Below are 19046 nucleotides of genomic sequence, written 5' to 3'. Positions count from 1 at the left end.
TGCAGAACCTGTATGAATTACAACGAATTGACACCGAGATCGATAAAATCAAAACACTCAGGGGAGAGTTACCGTTGGAAGTTCAAGACCTTGAAGACGAGATCGCAGGTTTAGAAACTCGTATCGAAAACTTTAAAACAGAACTGAGCGAACTGGACAAAACAACCGCTCAAAGAAAACAAGACATAAAAAAGGCTGAAGACGCCATTAAAAAATATAGCGAACAATTGGATAATGTTCGCAATAATCGTGAGTACGATGCTTTGAGCAAAGAAGTTGAATTCCAAAAACTGGAAATCGAACTACAGGACAAACGAATCCGCGAATCACAAAAAAGCAAAACGGAAAAAGAAGCTTTAATGGCAGAAGCAACCAAGCGGTATGAAGACAAAGTAGCTGATTTGGAAGCCAAAAAAAGTGAATTGAACGACATCATTCAGGAGACTCATAAAGATGAAGAATCCTTAACGACCAAATCAGAACAATTGGCTGCCACCATCGACGAGCGTCTCGTAACGGCTTATCGCAGGATTCGTGCTAACGCTCGCAACGGATTGGCCGTCGTCACCGTGGACCGGGATGCTTGCGGAGGATGTTTTAATAAAATTCCGCCTCAAAGACAATTGGATATTCGTTCCCGGAAAAAAATTATCGTCTGTGAATATTGCGGTCGTATTTTAATTGACAAATACATTTGTGACTACGACGGTTCACAGCAACAGGCAGACCTGGAAGCAGCACTTGAATCTCAGAAGAAGAAGAGCAGAAGAGTAAAAAAAGCGGATGAATAAAAGAAGCTGAATATTTAAAATAAAATAAAGAGGTTGCCGGCAGAACATTCGGACAACCTCTTTTTTCAATTAAAAATTAGAAATCGTAAATTTAAAACTGTAAATAAAAATGGTTCCCACAAACTATGACCCGAAAACGAGCGAAGAGAAATGGTATCAATACTGGATGGAACACAATTTCTTTCATTCCTCGGTCGACAAAACAAGAACTCCATACTGTTTGGTAATTCCTCCTCCCAATGTGACCGGAGTGTTGCACATGGGGCATATGTTGAACAACACGATTCAGGATGTTCTCGTCAGAAGGGCCCGTTTGTCCGGCAAAAATGCTTGTTGGGTTCCCGGAACCGATCACGCCTCCATTGCTACGGAAGCCAAGGTCGTAAACAGACTGGCACAGGAAGGAATCAAAAAAACAGATTTGACACGGGATGAATTCCTGAAACACGCTTGGGCCTGGACGGAAGAGCACGGGGGAATTATTCTAAAACAACTCCGCAGGTTAGGTGCTTCCTGTGATTGGGCGAGAACTGCCTTTACAATGGATAAGGAACGTTCGGAAAGTGTTATCAAGGTTTTCGTCGACCTGTATAACAAAGGATTGATCTACCGCGGGGTAAGGATGGTGAACTGGGACCCTAAAGCATTGACCGCTCTTTCCGACGAAGAGGTTATCTACAAAGAGGAACATAGTAAGCTATACTATCTCCGCTACAAAATAGAGGGAGAAGAGGGGTACGCTATCGTGGCTACGACACGGCCGGAAACCATCATGGGCGACACGGCCATGTGTATCAATCCCAACGATCCGAAAAATCAGCATTTGAAAGGTAAAAAAGTAATTGTACCTTTAGTAAACCGTGTTATTCCGGTTATCGAGGATGATTACGTGGATATGGAATTCGGAACCGGTTGTCTGAAAGTAACCCCCGCCCATGACGTAAACGATTATATGCTGGGCGAAAAATACAACCTGCCCTCTATCGATATTTTCAACGACAACGGAACGCTTAGTGAGGCTGCGGGACTATATATCGGCATGGATCGTTTCGATGTTCGCTCTCAAATAGAAAAAGATTTAAAAGCAGCAGGACTGCTGGAAAAAGTGGAGTCCTATGAAAACAAAGTAGGTTATTCAGAGCGTACGAATGTACCGATAGAACCCAAACTTTCCATGCAGTGGTTCCTGAAGATGACCGATCTGGCAAAACCGGCATTAGATGCCGTCATGAATGACGACATCAAATTCTATCCCACCAAATTCAAAAATACATATCGTCATTGGATGGAGAATGTTAAGGACTGGTGTATCAGCCGACAATTATGGTGGGGACATCGGATTCCGGCTTGGTTTCTTCCGGAAGGAGGATTCGTCGTGGCTGAAACAGCCGAAAAAGCCTTGGAAATGGCAAAGGCCAAAAGCAACAATAAAGACCTCACCCTTGCCGATCTCCGGGAAGACGAAGACTGCCTTGATACCTGGTTTTCCTCTTGGTTATGGCCCATCTCTCTATTTGACGGAATCAATTACCCGGATAACGATGAAATCAACTACTATTATCCGACAAGCGACCTTGTTACAGCTCCGGACATTATTTTCTTTTGGGTTGCCCGCATGATTATGGCCGGGTACGAATACCGAAAGGCCATGCCCTTCCGAAATGTTTATTTCACGGGTATCGTTCGAGATAAACTGGGAAGAAAAATGTCCAAATCTCTGGGAAACTCTCCCGATCCATTGGATTTGATCGAGCAATACGGAGCCGACGGCGTCCGGGTAGGCATGTTACTATGCTCTCCGGCAGGAGGAGATCTGTTATTTGATGAGAGTCTACCGGAACAGGGACGGAATTTTACCACAAAAATATGGAATGCATTCCGTCTCGTAAATAACTGGAAAGTCGCTGACATCGAACAGCCTCTTCACTCAAAATTGGCAATCGAATGGTTCGAACAATACCTACGGAAGAGCGTCGAAATCCTGAACGCCCAATTCGACCAGTATCGGATATCCGAAGCCCTAATGACCGTTTATACCGGATTCCGCGATGAATTTTCTTCCTGGTTACTGGAAATCATCAAACCAGCTTACGAACAACCGATAGACCGGACAACTTACGAGAAAACATTGAGCCTGTTTGAAGAGATGTTACAACTTCTTCATCCTTTCATGCCATTTATCACGGAAGAGATCTGGCAAAATTTGCGTGAAAGAAAAAACGGAGAAAGTATTATGGTTTCCATATTACCGGCGATGAAAGAGTACGATAATCATTTTTTAACCGAATTCGAACACACCAAAGAAGTAATTGCCGGCATCCGCAATATACGTAAACAAAATAATGTCGCTTTTAAAGATGCCATCGTTCTTAAGATAAAAAATAACGAACGTTATCCGAGAAGATTCGAAACCATTATCCTCAAGATGGGAAATATTGAGCAGATAGAGGAAGTTAGCGACAGTGTTAAGGGAGCATGGAGTTTTATTGCCGATACCGTAGAATATTTTATTCCGGCCGTCGGACAAATAAACACAGATGAGATGAAAGCGAAACTGGAAACAGACTTAACCTATGCCAAGGGTTTTCTGGCCTCCGTTATGAAAAAACTCGGTAATGAGAAATTTGTAAACGGAGCTCCGGCGCAAGTGATTGAAAACGAAAGGAAAAAACAAGCGGACGCTGAAGCCAAGATAAAAGCCATTGAGCAACAATTGGCAGGATTATAAAAATAAAGGTCGCAATTGCGACCTTTATTTTTTTCTATTATATTCATCGATTTCCCGATAACTCTCCGATGTATAATCGCCCAGAAGGTGTTTGGCAAAATGGAACCACATCTTTCGTTGGAAGAAATCATCCTGAATTCCGGAAAACCCGTGGCGAATACCCGGAAGTACTACCAAATCGAAATTTTTTCCGGCTTTCAATAAAGCGTCTGCCATCCGAAGGGTATTACCCGGATGCACGTTATTATCCACGTCTCCCGTCACTAACAGTAAATACCCTCTCAACTGTTTCGCCAATTCCATATTAGTCGGGACATGGGTTTTAAAATAAGCTTCCTGACGAACGATCGTCGTATCTTTCCCCGTAAGAGAATCCTTTATCGTTTCCCGAACCTCCCGAACCTTTTCTTCAACTCCATGATGAGTCTCTCCCCACCATTGATTATAGATATTATTGTCGTGATTACCGGCAGAGGATACTGCAGCCGTATAAAAGTCAGGATACGTACACAAGGCAGCCGTAGACATAAAACCACCCCCGGAATGCCCGAAAATACCCACTCGCGAAATATCAATAAAAGGATGACGGGCGGCCAATTGTTCTATACCGTATTTATCATCTGCCAAGGGATAATCCCGTAAGTTGCCGTAGCCATAAGTATGATACCATTTATCCCGTAAAGGAGTTCCGCCGCGATGTCCGAAAGAAATCACTACAAAACCGACTTGAGCCAATCCTGCATTGTAAACAGAAGTAACACTAAACACCAGAGGGAAAGGTTCTGTCTGCGGTCCCGGATATACATAGGAAATGACCGGATAGGTTTGGGTCGAATCAAAATCAAAAGGTTTCCACATAAAACCATATAAATCGGTCACTCCATCGGCCGCTTTCACGGTAAAAGGCTCGGGCAATTTCCAACCCGTCTCATACAAACGGGAAAGATCAGGCTTCGGCAATTCGAATACGATCTTACCTTTATTGTCTCTTACTACGCTTCTCGGCTCCAAATCCGCACGAGAATAATTATCTACAAAATAGCGTCCGGAATGAGAAAAATCAGCGGTATGGGTTGCCATCTCAGGTGTCAGTATCTCAACACCCTTTTTGCCGTCAATATCGGCTTTGTTAATTCGCGCATAATAGGGAGGCTCTCCTTTTACCTGACCATAGGCACTAAAATACATCGTTCGATTAACCGTATCTATTTTTATCATTTTTCCGGCCGTCCAGTCGCCTGACGTAATTTCATTCTTTAGATTTCCTTTCCCGTCATAATGATAAAAATGCCCATGTCCAGTACGTTCGGACCACCATATGATATCCTCTCCGTCATTCAGAAAAGAGATATGATAAAAATCATCATTAAAATAAGGCTTATCCGTTTCATTTATCAAAACCTTCACCTCACCGGTAATCGCATCGACCTCACAGATATCCAGTTCGTCGCACGTCCGCTTTTTACGTTGCACATAAAATTTGTCCGTTTTCTTCGCCACATATAAAACACTCAGTTTCTGATCTTTCCACTTTTCAATCGGAACCTGAATCTGTTTTTTGGTATCCACGTCGAAAATAGAGAGATCGTACTGTGTCACATGCTCGTCTCCGGCAAAAACATATTTATACTTTTGCAAACGAGGACGTTCTCCCAAAACATCAATGACAAATAAAGAATTCACCTTCCTGTCATCCGACCGCCTCACGTAAAAACGATTGGAATTCTTAAACCACACGATTTTAGCTGCCATTTTCTGAGTAGAAGTATCTTCTTCCGCGTAAGCATAAGAATAATACATATCCCCATCAGTGGTTAATTGGGTTTCAACAGAATCTTTTACCCGCATCGCATATAGATTATGCTTTTTAGCGTACACCACGTAAGTACTGTCAGGAGAATAGCTACCGACAAGCCCCGTACGGGCTTTAGACTTCTCTTCTCGCTCTAAAGAATCCAGTTTCACTAATTGTTTCGTAGAGATATGATAAGAAAATGCAAAAGTATCCAGTCGAAAAGTCATTGTTTTTTCATCTTCTTTAAATCGGATATCCTGTAAAGCTAAGTTTTTACTATTTATCGGTTTGTGAGTGATCTTACTCAACTCCTTTGCCATAAAATCACGATCGAAAAGTTCTTGCTTTTTTCGGGCTTTCGGATCTACAAAATAGTAACGTAAACCGTCACCCGTTTTGTAAGTAAACCAAAATTTATCACTCTCTTTAAGAAATTTGGGTTCGACTTTCGTAGAGCCGATCAAATCATTGCCCTTTCCCCGCATAAATTGCTCGGCACGTTTATAGTTGGCCTGTTGACCGGAACAAATGAACGCAAGAAAACAAGGAAACAACCATAGAAAATATTTCATCATCATTATACTATATTTAAAATAAACCTTTCTTTTTAGAAACGGGAACGAAGATAGAAACATCTATTGGAATAATTTATTTTTTATAAAGACTTAATAATTTTTTAACAAACGAAGTCGAGGGATAAAACTCATCTACTCAAACGTTTGTATATGCTACAAAACATACCTGCAAATAAACAAATCTAAATTCTTATCACTAACTTTGTAGAGTATTAAAATAACGTAGACTTTATATTTAGCGAATTATGGAAATACACCCGATTAATAAAGAACTGGAACTACTGTTTCACCAGATCTGTCACCGGATATACCGGCTACAGAACGGAAAAGGATTAGACAGTTTGAAAAGAATCGGAGCGGATACCCAAGGACAAGTCGGGGCCAGCTATTTATCTCTGAAGACACTATCCCAAAACTACCCTCAGAATCTGGAACTCGCTCTTTTGTTATGGGGTACCAGAAGACGCGAAGAACAAATTTTGGCATGTTTCTTGTTACCTTCTTCAATGGCAATTAAAGAAAAAATTACACAATTGTTATCTTTGTGTTTCAATTTCGAGATCGCCGAATATTTTGGAACTCTCGTATTATCAAAACGAGAAGATATAGAAGAAATCGTACATGAGTTCTTGGAATCAGACGATCCCTATCTTCAGGTAGCCGCCTTAACCGCTATCGCAAGAAATCGGATCGACAAAAAGCTAAATACCCCGTTTTCGGCGAATTATATCCAAAATGTCACTCATAAAATCCGAGCGGATAAATACGTCCGACTGATTTTCGAGCGCTTGAAGAGCAGTGCTAATATAGAATGAAATTTTGAACGTTAATAAAGCATAAAGGAGAAGAGGAAAAAAGAAGAAGATAAATTTATAACAAAATGTTTCCTACATTTGCAAAGTAATTACAGAAAAAAAGTATTAATAAATGGTTTATATAAATTTACTATTATGTCAAAATTAGATTTAAGCAAGTATGGAATTACCGGTGTAACAGAGATCTTACACAATCCTTCCTACGAAACACTTTTCGAGGAAGAGACCAAACCGGGTTTAACGGGCTACGATAAAGGTGTCGTAACCGAATTAGGAGCTGTTAATGTGATGACCGGTATCTACACGGGTCGTTCCCCCAAAGATAAGTTCTTTGTTAAGAATGCGGCGAGTGAAGATTCAGTATGGTGGACATCCGATGAATATAAAAACGATAACAAACCAACATCCGAAACGACTTGGAAAGCATTGAAAGAATTAGCTATCAAAGAGTTATCAGGAAAAAGATTATTCGTGGTGGATACATTCTGCGGTGCGAATCCCAGTACCCGTTTGAAGGTTCGTTTTATCATGGAAGTAGCTTGGCAAGCTCACTTTGTTAAGAACATGTTCATCCGTCCGACGGAAGAAGAGTTAGCGAACTACGGAGAACCCGATTTCGTTTGTTTCAACGCTTCCAAAGCAAAAGTCGAAAACTATAAGGAGTTAGGATTAAACTCCGAAACGGCAACCGTATTTAACCTGGCCACAAAAGAACAGGTTATTCTAAATACTTGGTATGGCGGAGAGATGAAAAAAGGATTGTTCTCCATCATGAACTATTTGAATCCGTTAAGAGGTATTGCCTCTATGCACTGTTCTGCCAACACGGACTTGAACGGAGAAAACACAGCTATCTTCTTCGGTTTGTCGGGAACGGGTAAAACGACCCTGTCTACCGATCCGAAACGTTTGTTGATCGGGGACGATGAGCACGGTTGGGATGACGAAGGAGTATTTAACTACGAAGGCGGTTGCTATGCCAAAGTTATCAACTTGTCCAAGGAGGCAGAACCGGATATTTACAATGCCATTACCCGCGATGCTTTGCTCGAAAACGTTACGGTAGATGCTAACGGTAAAATCGATTTCGCTGACAAGTCGGTTACTGAAAATACCCGTGTTTCTTATCCGATTTATCATATCAAGAATATCGTAAAACCGATCTCCAAAGGGGGACACGCCAAAAAAGTAATCTTCCTGACAGCCGATGCATTCGGAGTATTGCCTCCGGTTTCCAAATTAACTCCGGAACAAACCCAATACTATTTCTTAAGCGGCTTCACCGCCAAGTTAGCCGGAACAGAAAGAGGTATTACCGAACCGACACCGACCTTCTCCGCTTGTTTCGGAGCCGCATTCCTTTCTTTACACCCGACCAAATACGGACAGGAATTGGTAAAGAGAATGGAAGCTGTCGGAGCTACCGCTTACTTGGTAAACACCGGATGGAACGGAACCGGAAAACGGATATCCATTAAAGACACGCGCGGTATTATCGATGCTATCTTAGACGGTTCTATCGATAAGGCAGAAATGAAGGAGATTCCTTATTTCAACTTGGCTGTTCCAACGGCTCTTCCGGGAGTTGACACCAACATCCTGGATCCGCGCAATACCTATGCAAAAGTTGCCGATTGGGAAACAAAAGCCAAAGACCTCGCCGGACGTTTCGTTAAGAATTTTGAAAAATTTACCGGAAACGCTCACGGAAAATCCTTGGTTACTGCCGGACCGAAATTGTAATCCGATATTACACCATATACTTAAAAGACCTTGTTGCTAAACAACAAGGTTTTTTTTATCTCAAAAAACAATCAAAACTCGATATAGAAATTAAATCATTATCTACGATATTTATAAAAATCAAATATTTGGCATCATCATTTCTATCTATATAATTCATGAGATTATTTTATTTATTTTATTAAAATAATAATAATTTATTTTTGATATTTAAATTTTACACCCTATATTTGAGATATATTTTTATTAATTAAATTAATTATTATGAAATTACTTAAGAAATGGACGATGCTATGTGCATTGTTATGTTTTAATGTATCACTATTTGCTGTAACTTCTGTAACAATAACAGCCGAAGTTCGATATTATCCAGCTCCAATAGAAAGATACATTATCGAATACCGTAGACTTGATCATAAAGAATGGATTCCTGTCAAATCCTTTATTTCAACTATCAAAATTACGGAATTAATCCCTGGTTACGATTATGAATTTAGAGCCCGCGCAGAAACAAGATACGGTTTAGGAGATCCTTCTAAATCTGTTACCGTCGAGATTCGGGATGATGATTATGATATTTCGTATAGATTAGATTGTCCTCCCCCTCCGGGACCTGCAAAATCATACGCTCCCTCCTTTCTCGATAAGATATACACTACCGATACAGTAGAAGAGGGAACTAAAATTCCGTATAGACAAGAGGAATAAAACTTGTACTAATAAAAAAAGCGCCGATCGGCGCTTTTTTTTATCCTAAATATCCTTTCATAATTCCTCGCTTGCTATTACGAACGAAAAGAATGATTTCATCTCTTTCCTTGGAAGCGGGCATTTCCGCTTCAATGCGTTCTATCGCATCGGAATTGTTTAAACCGGATTGATAAAGAATCCGATAGATATCCTGTATCTCGTTGATTTTTTCATTTGTAAATTCCCGGCGGCGCAACCCGATAGAGTTCACTCCGGCATAAGAAAGCGGTAATCTTCCGGCCTTCACGAAAGGAGGAACATCCTTACCGATCAAAGAACCACCCTGAATCATTACGTGGCGCCCGATATGTACAAATTGATGCACGGCAGTCATACCCCCCAAAATAGCAAAATCATCCACCACAACTTCACCCGCCAACTGGCAGGCATTCGTTATAATGCAATTATTACCGATTTCACAATCGTGAGCAATATGAGCGTACGCCATAATCAAACAATTATTACCAATTTTGGTGATGCCTTTGGCTGCCGTCCCCCGATTCACGGTCACACACTCCCGAATCGTGGTATTATCACCAATCATTACGATTGTTTTTTCTCCTTTAAATTTCAAATCTTGTGGAACTGCCGAAATAACGGCTCCTGGAAATATCTTACAATTCTTTCCAATGTGCGCACCTTCCAATATGGTTACATTCGATCCGATACGCGATCCTTCTTCAATCACCACATTCTTATCTATCGTTACAAAAGGCTCGATCACTACATTATCGGCGATTTGCGCTTCCGGATGAACATATGCTAACGGTTGTTTCATTCGTTTTTTATTTGATTTTAAATCTATTTTCTACACACTATTATTAAAATTCAGGATGCAAGTATACAATTACTTCTTGGTTTTTGCAACTTGCGCCATGAACTCTGCAACTTCACATACCAAATTCTTTCCGACAAAAGCGTAAGCTTTCATCGTCACAATCCCACGCCGAATCGGAGCGGTTTTCACTAATTTAAATATCAGCGTATCTCCCGGAACCACTTTCCGACGGAATTTTATTCCATCGATTTTCACAAAATAAGTAGAATAATTTTCCGGATCCTCCACTTGATTGAGAACTAAAATTCCCCCGCATTGAGCCATTGCCTCCACGATCAATACTCCAGGCATCACCGGTTCATCCGGGAAATGTCCCACGAAGAACGGTTCGTTCATGGTCACATTTTTACACCCGATCACAATATCATCGGTCACCTCGTATATTTTATCCACTAATAAGAAAGGAGGCCGATGAGGCAACAAAGACTTTACCTTATTGATGTCCATCAACGGCTCCGATGTAACATCCACATCGGGACAAACATCTCCGCGCTCCGCATGAAGAATAGCTTTATATATTTTTTGAGCCATAGCGGCATTTGCCTTATGACCCGGTCTCTCTGCAATTACCCGGCCCTTAATGAAACGCCCGCATAAAGCCAAATCCCCGATAACATCCAACAATTTATGACGAGCCGGTTCATTGTCAAAATACAATGTCAGATTATTCAATATTCCCTCTTTCACCTCTATCGAATCGTAATTGAATAATTTTGCCAACCGATCGACCTCTTCCTGAGATATCTTGCGATCCACGATAACAATAGCATTATCCAAGTCTCCTCCCTTGATCAGGTTATGCTGCAATAACATCTCAATTTCCCGCAAAAAAACGAAGGTACGGCAAGGAGCGAAATCTTTGGCAAAATCAACGTTATTCTCCGAATAGGTTGCATATTGCATCTTCAAATAAGGAGAATCATAGGCCACGACCAAATTCACGTTATAATCCTTATCCGGCAATAGGGTCAATTTGGTCAAACCATCTTCACTCACATATTCCATCTGCTCTTTCACGACAAAATATTTCCGATCTGCAGCCTGTTCCTCCAAGCCGATTTTAGCAATTTCGTCCGTATACAATTTGGAGCTTCCGTCTAAAATCGGAAACTCCTCCCCATTCAACTCGATCAAACAGTTGTCTATTCCACTCCCATACAAGGCTGCTATCGCATGCTCCATGGTATATATATGCACTCCATCCTTCTCGAGGCAACTTGCCCGATCTACAAATTTCACATATTCAGCTAAAGCTGGAATTTCAGGAGTTCCGTCTAAATCTATCCGATGTATCTTATAACCGAAATTCTCCATAGCAGGCTTAAAGGTTACCGTAACATGTTTACCGGTATGTAACCCTTTACCGCTTAGAGAAAACTCTCCTTTTAAAGTTTTTTGCTTTACTGTCATCTCTATTTCGACTTTAAGGTTTTTATCTCTTTCTCCAAATCTTTTATCTGCCCGTAAAGTTCTGGTAATTTACGGAAAACGACATAACATTTCTGATATTTTGGAAGATCAAAAGCGGGAGATCCCCGGAGTATGGATTTTTCCGGTATATTTGCCGCAATGCCACTTTGAGCCGCAACCTGCGTGCCCGCTCCTATGGTCAAATGCCCGATAACACCTACCTGTCCCCCGAAAACACAATTTTCTCCGATCTTAGCCGTTCCGGCAATTCCCGATTGGGCTGCAATAACCGTATTAGTACCAACGACTACATTGTGAGCGATCTGGATCAGATTATCCAGCTTAACCCCTTTACGAATAAATGTCGATCCCATAGTAGCCCGGTCGATACAGGTATTTGCCCCTATTTCAACATCATCTTCTATCACAACGTTACCGATCTGCGGAATTTTTTTATAGTGGTCACCCTCAGGAGCAAAACCGAATCCGTCAGCTCCTATCACAGCTCCCGCATGAAGGATACAAGAAGTTCCGACAACACATCCCTGATAAATTTTTACACCGGAATAGACGATCGTATTGTCTCCAATCGAAACACCGTCACCGATATAAGCCTGAGGATATATTTTTACATTATTCCCAATTTTCACCCCTTTACCGATATAAGCAAAGGCTCCGATATAGGGATTTTCTCCCACGACAGCACTATCGCTAACAAAAGAAGGTTGCTCTACCCCTACCGGTTTCGGACGCATACTCTCGTACATTTGTAATAAAGTAGCTATCGCATCATAAGCCGATTCCACCCGGATAATCGTACAAGAAAGTTCATGAGCAGGCTCAAATGTTTTATTCACCAAAACAATCGATGCCTCTGTCGTATAAATATAATGCTCGTATTTCGGATTGGCCAAAAAAGCCAATGTCCCCGGCTTTCCTTCCTCAATTTTTGATACATTATTTACAGAAATCTCAGGATCCCCTTCTACAACTCCATTTAGCAGAGCTGCAATATCTTTTGCTTTAAACTCCATAACTCAAAAATTTCGGCAAACTTACAAATTTTATTTCGAACTATGTAAATTTATTACGAATATGTTTCATAATTTCCCCGGTACTTATTCTTTCTCACACTACTCTTTACCAGAAGAACCGACAAAAAACACCAAAAGAATTCGTCTCTCCACACGATCCGAACTTCTTCCCTCAAAATTTAGGAATAAACCCGCATTAAAAATGATTTATACAGAAAATTGAAAGAGAACTCTTTGTTTTTAAAATAATTAATACTATCTTTGCCACGGTTAAACACTGAGGGGGCGATATGTCCCCTCTTGTGTTATTTTAAACATTAAAGAGAGGAATGAAAAGCAAGGAGGAAATTAAGAGTATTATTGAGCGCATCGCTCAAGAGCAAAATTTATTTTTAGTTGATCTGACGGTTTCCACGGAGAATAAGATTGAAGTTTTTATTGATTCGCTAAAAGGAGTAAATGTGGGTACTTGCCGCACAGTATGCAAAGAGTTGGAAGCTCTTCTTGATCGGGAAAATGAAGATTTTGATTTAACCGTTTCCAGCGCCGGCATCGGCTACCCGTTTAAAGTTCCCCAGCAATACGAAAAGAACCTGAACAACCAGGTAGAGGTACGCCTACAAAACGGAAATAAATTGCAGGGAAAATTAAAGGCCTATTCCGAAAAGGGTATTACCTTGGAATGCGAAGAGAAGCAAAATGTCGAAGGCAAGAAAAAGAAAGAGACCGTTCTGGTTGAAAAAAATATAGATTTCATAGAGATAAAGGAGGTTAAAGATATTGTTATTTTCTAATATAAGAGAAAGATGGAAAATATTAATTTAATAGATTCATTTGCAGAATTCAAAGAACTAAAAAATATTGACAGAGCAACTTTAATGAGAGTATTGGAAGATATTTTCAGAAGCATGCTTATAAAACGTTACGAAACAGACGAAAATTTTGATATCATTATCAATATCGACAAAGGAGATTTGGAAATCTGGAGAAATCGTATCGTAGTCAAAGACGAAGAGTTTGAAAATCCCAATACACAAATTTCACTGACAGAAGCCAAAAAAATCGATAATGACTATGAAGTGGGCGAAGAGGTAACAGACGAGGTTAAATTCAAGGATTTCGGGCGCCGTTCCGTTCTGGCATTAAGACAAAATCTTTCCGCACGCATATTGGAGCTGGAAAAAGATCATGTCTTCACGAAATACAAGGAAAGAGTAGGACAAATCGTCACCGGCGAAGTTTATCAGGTATGGAAAAAAGAGATTCTGGTATTGGATGACGAGGGTAACGAACTGATTTTGCCGAAACAAGAACAGATTCCAAGTGATTTTTTCAAAAAAGGAGATACGATCCGAGCCGTTGTCATTCGCGTGGAAATGAGAAACGCATCGCCCTATATCGTACTATCGAGAACTTCTCCCGTATTTCTGGAGCGATTATTTGAAAACGAAGTTCCTGAAATTTTCGATGGTTTGATTACCATCAAAAATGTAGTTCGTGTTCCGGGAGAACGAGCCAAAGTGGCTGTCGAATCCTATGACGATCGTATCGATCCGGTAGGAGCCTGTGTCGGGATGAAAGGATCCAGAATCCACGGTATCGTCCGGGAATTAAAAAACGAAAACATCGATGTTATCAATTACACGAATAACGTCCAACTATACATCACAAGAGCTCTTAATCCTGCAAAAATCAACAAGATCGAGATTGATGAAAAGAATAAAAGAGCCAATGTTTACCTAAATCCGGAAGAGGTTTCCTTGGCCATCGGTAAAGGAGGATTAAATATCAAACTGGCGAGTCAGCTTACCGGATACGAAATAGATGTATATCGTGAATTGGATCAAGCCGAGGAAGAAGATGTTAACCTGGACGAATTCTCAGATGAGATCGAACCGTGGGTAATCGACGAATTGAAACGGGTAGGCTGTGACACGGCTAAGAGTGTATTAGAATTAAGCGAATCAGAATTAGAGAGCAGAACCGATCTTGAGGTCGAAACAATCAGAGAAGTTCTTAAAATCTTAAGAGCTGAATTTGAATAATAAGACCTGAAGTATAATGCTTGTAAAATTAAAATCTTAATATGGCAGTAAGATTAAGTAAAGTTGCTAGAGAATTTAACGTAGGCCTGTCTACCATTGTAGATTTCCTACAAGATAAAGGGATTAAGATTTCATCTGATCCAAACGCAAAATTAACCGAAGAGCAATACGCTTTGGTTGCAAAAGAATTTTCAACGGATAGTGAAGCCAAAAAAGAATCTATCAGAGTTGATCTAAAAACAAGCCGACAAAAAAAAGAGGCTGTGACTATAGATACGTTATCGAATAGTCAGGAAGAAGACGAGGAGAATAAATTCATATCAATAAAGGATGAGGTTAAGATCGAAAATAAAATCAAAGTTATTGATCGCATCGATCTGAATCGTGTAAATAAACCTCACCAAGAAGAAAAAGCCGAAGAGAAAAAAGAGAGCAAAACGATAGAACAGCCTCGGGTAAAAGAAGTTATTCGTCAAACGCCCAAAGTTGAGAATCGTCCCGCTACAGTAATACCTCCGGTAAAAAAACAAGAACCGGAAAGACCTGTGGAAAAAGAGGTAAATACGGAAATAAGTTTCAAATCTCCAACCCCTACGCTAAAAGAGGTGAAGGTTGTCGGTTCTATCGATCTGGACTCTATTAATCAACGGACTCGTCCTCCCAAGAAAAGCAAACAGGAGAGAGAACGTGACAAAAAAGAGCTTAAACGCAATAAAACGATCGTCCCAGCTAAAATCGATTCCCCGGAAGATGATTCTGTAGAATCGGGAGATGAGCTGGAAACCCGGAAAAAAAGGAAAAGAATAGTGAAGAAAGACGAGAAGATTGCTGTAGACTCACCAAAATCTTTAAAAATAGAGGAGAATAAAAAGAAGCTCAAAAAATTAAAGAAGAAAAAAGCGACGAAAGCCGAAATTACGGAAGAAGATGTTCAAAAACAGATTAAGGATACTTTTGCCCGATTAGGTAGTAAAGGTAAAACGAAAGCGGCAAAACACAGGAAAGACAAGAGAGAGGCCGTGCATCAAAAGATGCAAGCTGAAATGGAGCAGGCCGAAATAGAAAAGAATATCTTGAAATTGACGGAGTTCGTTACCGTAAGCGAATTAGCCAACATGATGGATATTTCCGCGACAGAGATTATCTCGGCTTGTATGTCTCTCGGCTTGTTCGTCTCCATCAACCAACGCTTGGACGCGGAAACGATCAACGTCGTGGCGGAGGAGTTCGGATTTGCCGTCGAGTTCGTTAGCATCGACATTCAAGAAGCCATCGAGGAAGAGGAGGAAGACTTACCGGAGCATTTAGAAGCCCGTCCCCCCATCGTAACGGTAATGGGACACGTCGACCACGGTAAAACATCTTTATTGGACCATATCCGTAAAGCCAATGTTATCGCGGGAGAGGCCGGAGGTATCACTCAGCATATCGGAGCCTATAGTGTGAAATTACAGGATGGGAGAACGGTAACGTTCTTAGATACTCCCGGACACGAGGCATTTACAGCCATGCGTGCCAGAGGTGCGCAGGTGACGGATATCGCCATTATCATAGTAGCTGCTGACGACAATGTCATGCCTCAGACCATTGAAGCAATCAACCACGCAAGTGCAGCCGGAGTTCCGATTGTATTTGCCATAAACAAGATTGATAAACCGGGAGCACATCCCGACAAAATACGGGAAGAGTTGGCCAATATGAACTATTTGGTTGAGGAATGGGGAGGTAAATACCAATGTCAGGAGATTTCAGCCAAACAAGGACTTCATATTGAAGAATTATTGGAAAAAGTACTTTTAGAAGCAGAAATTCTGGAACTAAAAGCCAATCCATATAAAAAAGCAACCGGATCTATTATAGAGTCTTCATTAGACAAAGGCCGGGGCTATGTAGCCACGGTATTGGTTCAATCGGGAACTCTACGAGTAGGAGACGTTGTACTGGCCGGACAATATTTCGGACACGTGAAAGCGATGTTCAACGAAAGGGGGCAAAAAATGGAAGAAGCAGGTCCTTCAACTCCGGCATTGATCCTTGGTTTGAACGGAGCCCCGCAAGCGGGAGATAAATTCAATGTGATGGGGAACGAAAAAGAGGCCCGTCTATTAGCAAACAAGCGGGAACAATTACAACGTGAACAAGGTCTAAGGACTCAAAAACACATTACGTTGGATGAAATCGGAAGGCGAATCGCTATCGGAAACTTCCAGGAATTGAATATTATCGTAAAAGGAGACGTTGACGGTTCTATTGAAGCCCTTTCTGATTCGTTAATAAAACTATCGACTCCCGAAATCCAGGTAAACGTGATCCATAAAGCCGTAGGACAGATCTCGGAAGGAGATGTTATGTTGGCAGCCGCATCCAATGCCATTATCGTCGGCTTCCAGGTTCGTCCGTCATTGGGAGCACGTAAACTGGCAGAGAAAGAGCAGATCGATATCCGCTTATACTCCATCATCTACACGGCAATCGAAGAGATTAAAGCCGCAATGGAGGGAATGCTTTCTCCCGAAATGAAAGAAGAGATTACGGCGACCGTCGAAGTACTGGAAACATTCAAGATTTCCAAAGTAGGCACCATTGCCGGTTGTATCGTCAGAGACGGAAAAATATCCCGTAACTCGAAAATACGTGTTATTCGGGACGGTATTGTGATCAACACGGGAGAACTCGGTTCTTTGAAACGATTTAAAGACGATGTAAAAGAAGTTAGTAAAGGATTCGAATGCGGATTAAATATTAATAATTTTAATGATATCCAAGTCGGAGATATTATAGAAGGATTCGAAGAGGTCGCGGTAAAGAAAACGCTATAATATTCCGGAAAAACATTGTGATTTCCCAATATTTTAGTAATTTGCCAATTCTGAATCTTTAAAAATTTGACCTATGAAAAAAGTATTGATTCTTACAGTCGTTTTGGCTTTGACGGTAATAGCAAGCGCACAGGTTTTAAAGCCTGTAAAATGGCAAATTTCCGTAAAGAAAGTAAGCGAAGGAGTTTATGACATCATTTGCAAAGCCACGATCGAAAACGGTTGGCATTTATACGACACGAAGCTTCCGGAAGGAGGTCCTCAACCGACTACCTTCCACATAGATAAAGATGAAACTTCCGGGATTGAACTGGTAGGAGAATTCAAAGCTACGACCAAAGCATTGGTGGAAAAGAGTACGGCTTTCAACATGGATTTGGGATATTTCAAAGATTCCGTTACCATGGTTCAACGGGTAAAACTGACCAAAGAGAAGGCTAAATTAGTCGGTTACGTTGAATATATGGCTTGCTCCGGCGGACAGTGCATTCCTCCCTCGGAAGAAGAGTTTGAGTTCGATTTGAAAAAATAATTTTTAGGGCCGCCAGCGATGACGGCCCTTTTTCCATGAAAACATATATTATTACATTTTTAGTCTGTTTATTGGCTTGTCGGGAAACAACTCCACCTGTCAAACCGATTGTTTTCCCGGAGAAAGGGGAGGTATCGCTACTCTTTTGCGGGGATATCATGCAACACCTGCCACAGATTCTCAATGCATATGACTCCGTTCAGAAAGAGCATAACTACTTAAGTTCATTCCGACACATGGCCAACTACTGGATTCAAACAGATTTTACAATTGCAAATCTGGAAACGACCCTTTCCGACAAAGACTTCAGCGGTTATCCGAGATTTTGCTCTCCTTGGCAATTAGCACGGGACATGCACCAATGCGGTATCACCACCTTTGTCACAGCCAATAACCATTGCTGCGACAAAGGTGAACAAGGTATAAAAAAGACTATCTATTACTTGGATTCCTTACACATAGACCATACGGGAACATTTTCGGATACGGTCAGTTACCGAGATCGATTCCCCCTTTATCTCGAAAAAGGAAAATTTAAGATAGCCTTATTGAATTACACCTACGGAACAAACGATTTACCCATACCTAAAGGATGCGTGGTTTCGCTTATTGATACCAATCAAATCAAACGGCACCTTCAGAAAGCCCGGCAGGACTCAGCCAGTAACATCATTGTTTTCATGCATTGGGGATACGAATACCACTCTACTCCAAACGCCTCTCAAAAAAAACTGAGCAAATGGTTACATCAGCAGGGTGTCGATATCGTTATCGGTTCTCACCCGCATGTAGTGCAACCCATAGAATACACGATAAACGGAAAAGATACGGTCGGCATTACCGTCTATTCATTAGGTAACCTCATATCCAACCAATATTATCGCTATACGGATGGAGGCATATCGGTCCGATTGACGTTAACTAAAAAGGCAAATGGCCTTTTCCGTTATCAAATGAAATACCTTGGACATTACCTGTACCGTCCTTATGAAAACGGAGTCAGAAAGTATTATATCGTCCCGGAACCTATGGCCGACTCTATTTTAAAAGGTAATTATTCTATTTCCGGCCAAAAATATTTCCTTTACCTGGATTCATTATTGAAACCGGTAGAAAAAATAAAAGAACAAAATATTTAAATTATCGTAACAAACAAGTCAAACACTAATAG

General features: G+C 40.9%; 14 protein-coding genes. 10 read left to right on the top strand and 4 right to left on the bottom strand.

Features of this window, described 5'->3' with window-relative positions:
* Both QZR76_RS12480 and QZR76_RS12475 read left to right on the top strand, forming a co-directional pair.
* Positions 1-791, top strand: a 791-nt coding sequence (locus QZR76_RS12480; protein WP_294143143.1) for a C4-type zinc ribbon domain-containing protein, incomplete at its 5' end; no start/stop codon positions are given.
* A 109-nt stretch (positions 792-900) separates the two neighbouring features.
* Positions 901-3519, top strand: coding sequence for a valine--tRNA ligase (locus QZR76_RS12475; RefSeq protein WP_294143142.1), 2619 nt, complete (start codon positions 901-903; stop codon positions 3517-3519).
* Between the two features lie 24 nt (positions 3520-3543).
* On the opposite strand, the gene QZR76_RS12470 is transcribed toward QZR76_RS12475, so the two are convergent.
* A complete protein-coding gene (locus QZR76_RS12470; protein WP_363665077.1) occupies positions 3544-5892 on the bottom strand; it encodes a DPP IV N-terminal domain-containing protein in 2349 nt (782 codons plus the stop codon).
* A gap of 242 nt (positions 5893-6134) precedes the next feature.
* On the opposite strand from QZR76_RS12470, the gene QZR76_RS12465 reads away from it, so the two are divergent.
* From QZR76_RS12465 to QZR76_RS12455, 3 genes are all read left to right on the top strand, one after another.
* Positions 6135-6704, top strand: a complete 570-nt coding sequence (locus QZR76_RS12465; protein ID WP_294143141.1) for a DNA alkylation repair protein — start codon at positions 6135-6137, stop codon at positions 6702-6704.
* Positions 6705-6839: 135 nt separating this feature from the next.
* Positions 6840-8447 (top strand): phosphoenolpyruvate carboxykinase (ATP), encoded by a 1608-nt coding sequence (gene pckA, locus QZR76_RS12460; protein WP_294143140.1) that lies wholly within the window; start codon positions 6840-6842, stop codon positions 8445-8447.
* Positions 8448-8711: 264 nt separating this feature from the next.
* Positions 8712-9155, top strand: a complete 444-nt coding sequence (locus tag QZR76_RS12455; RefSeq protein ID WP_294143139.1) for a fibronectin type III domain-containing protein — start codon at positions 8712-8714, stop codon at positions 9153-9155.
* 40 nt (positions 9156-9195) lie between these two features.
* Here the strand turns inward: QZR76_RS12455 and lpxA are convergent, their stop codons facing one another.
* From lpxA to lpxD, 3 genes are all read right to left on the bottom strand, one after another.
* A complete protein-coding gene (gene lpxA / locus QZR76_RS12450) occupies positions 9196-9975 on the bottom strand; it encodes an acyl-ACP--UDP-N-acetylglucosamine O-acyltransferase (protein ID WP_294143138.1) in 780 nt (259 codons plus the stop codon).
* A 69-nt stretch (positions 9976-10044) separates the two neighbouring features.
* Positions 10045-11445 carry a bifunctional UDP-3-O-[3-hydroxymyristoyl] N-acetylglucosamine deacetylase/3-hydroxyacyl-ACP dehydratase gene (locus tag QZR76_RS12445; RefSeq protein ID WP_294143137.1) on the bottom strand — a complete coding sequence of 467 codons (1401 nt, stop codon included), beginning with the start codon at positions 11443-11445 and terminating at the stop codon, positions 10045-10047.
* Positions 11446-11447: 2 nt separating this feature from the next.
* Positions 11448-12479 (bottom strand): UDP-3-O-(3-hydroxymyristoyl)glucosamine N-acyltransferase, encoded by a 1032-nt coding sequence (gene lpxD, locus QZR76_RS12440; protein ID WP_294143136.1) that lies wholly within the window; start codon positions 12477-12479, stop codon positions 11448-11450.
* A gap of 329 nt (positions 12480-12808) precedes the next feature.
* Here lpxD and rimP point away from each other — a divergent pair, with 329 nt between their 5' ends.
* The 5 genes from rimP to QZR76_RS12415 all read left to right on the top strand — a co-directional run bounded on the left by rimP (position 12809) and on the right by QZR76_RS12415 (position 19014).
* On the top strand, positions 12809-13273 hold the full coding sequence (rimP, locus tag QZR76_RS12435; protein ID WP_294143135.1) for a ribosome assembly cofactor RimP: 465 nt from the start codon (positions 12809-12811) through the stop codon (positions 13271-13273).
* 12 nt (positions 13274-13285) lie between these two features.
* Positions 13286-14524 (top strand): transcription termination factor NusA, encoded by a 1239-nt coding sequence (nusA, locus tag QZR76_RS12430; protein WP_294143134.1) that lies wholly within the window; start codon positions 13286-13288, stop codon positions 14522-14524.
* Positions 14525-14565: 41 nt separating this feature from the next.
* Positions 14566-17343, top strand: a complete 2778-nt coding sequence (infB, locus tag QZR76_RS12425; RefSeq protein ID WP_294143133.1) for a translation initiation factor IF-2 — start codon at positions 14566-14568, stop codon at positions 17341-17343.
* A gap of 73 nt (positions 17344-17416) precedes the next feature.
* Entirely contained in the window at positions 17417-17875 is a 459-nt protein-coding gene (locus tag QZR76_RS12420) for a protein-disulfide reductase DsbD domain-containing protein (protein WP_294143132.1), read from the top strand.
* A gap of 35 nt (positions 17876-17910) precedes the next feature.
* Positions 17911-19014, top strand: a complete 1104-nt coding sequence (locus QZR76_RS12415; RefSeq protein ID WP_294143131.1) for a CapA family protein — start codon at positions 17911-17913, stop codon at positions 19012-19014.
* Positions 19015-19046: the final 32 nt, after the last annotated feature.

The organism is uncultured Sanguibacteroides sp. (genome assembly GCF_900543425.1).
Lineage (GTDB): Bacteria > Bacteroidota > Bacteroidia > Bacteroidales > Marinifilaceae > Gabonibacter.
This window is presented reverse-complemented; position numbering and strand designations above follow the sequence as displayed.

Excerpts from the sequence above, each read along its gene's own strand:
- QZR76_RS12455 (WP_294143139.1), top strand. The coding sequence starts at position 8,712 with ATGAAATTACTTAAGAAATGGACGATGCTATGTGCATTGTTATGTTTT.
- lpxD (WP_294143136.1), bottom strand. The coding sequence starts at position 12,479 with ATGGAGTTTAAAGCAAAAGATATTGCAGCTCTGCTAAATGGAGTTGTA.
- QZR76_RS12415 (WP_294143131.1), top strand. The coding sequence starts at position 17,911 with ATGAAAACATATATTATTACATTTTTAGTCTGTTTATTGGCTTGTCGG.
- QZR76_RS12470 (WP_363665077.1), bottom strand. The coding sequence starts at position 5,892 with ATGATGATGAAATATTTTCTATGGTTGTTTCCTTGTTTTCTTGCGTTC.
- QZR76_RS12475 (WP_294143142.1), top strand. The coding sequence starts at position 901 with ATGGTTCCCACAAACTATGACCCGAAAACGAGCGAAGAGAAATGGTAT.
- QZR76_RS12465 (WP_294143141.1), top strand. The coding sequence starts at position 6,135 with ATGGAAATACACCCGATTAATAAAGAACTGGAACTACTGTTTCACCAG.
- lpxA (WP_294143138.1), bottom strand. The coding sequence starts at position 9,975 with ATGAAACAACCGTTAGCATATGTTCATCCGGAAGCGCAAATCGCCGAT.
- nusA (WP_294143134.1), top strand. The coding sequence starts at position 13,286 with ATGGAAAATATTAATTTAATAGATTCATTTGCAGAATTCAAAGAACTA.
- pckA (WP_294143140.1), top strand. The coding sequence starts at position 6,840 with ATGTCAAAATTAGATTTAAGCAAGTATGGAATTACCGGTGTAACAGAG.
- infB (WP_294143133.1), top strand. The coding sequence starts at position 14,566 with ATGGCAGTAAGATTAAGTAAAGTTGCTAGAGAATTTAACGTAGGCCTG.
- QZR76_RS12420 (WP_294143132.1), top strand. The coding sequence starts at position 17,417 with ATGAAAAAAGTATTGATTCTTACAGTCGTTTTGGCTTTGACGGTAATA.
- QZR76_RS12445 (WP_294143137.1), bottom strand. The coding sequence starts at position 11,445 with ATGACAGTAAAGCAAAAAACTTTAAAAGGAGAGTTTTCTCTAAGCGGT.
- rimP (WP_294143135.1), top strand. The coding sequence starts at position 12,809 with ATGAAAAGCAAGGAGGAAATTAAGAGTATTATTGAGCGCATCGCTCAA.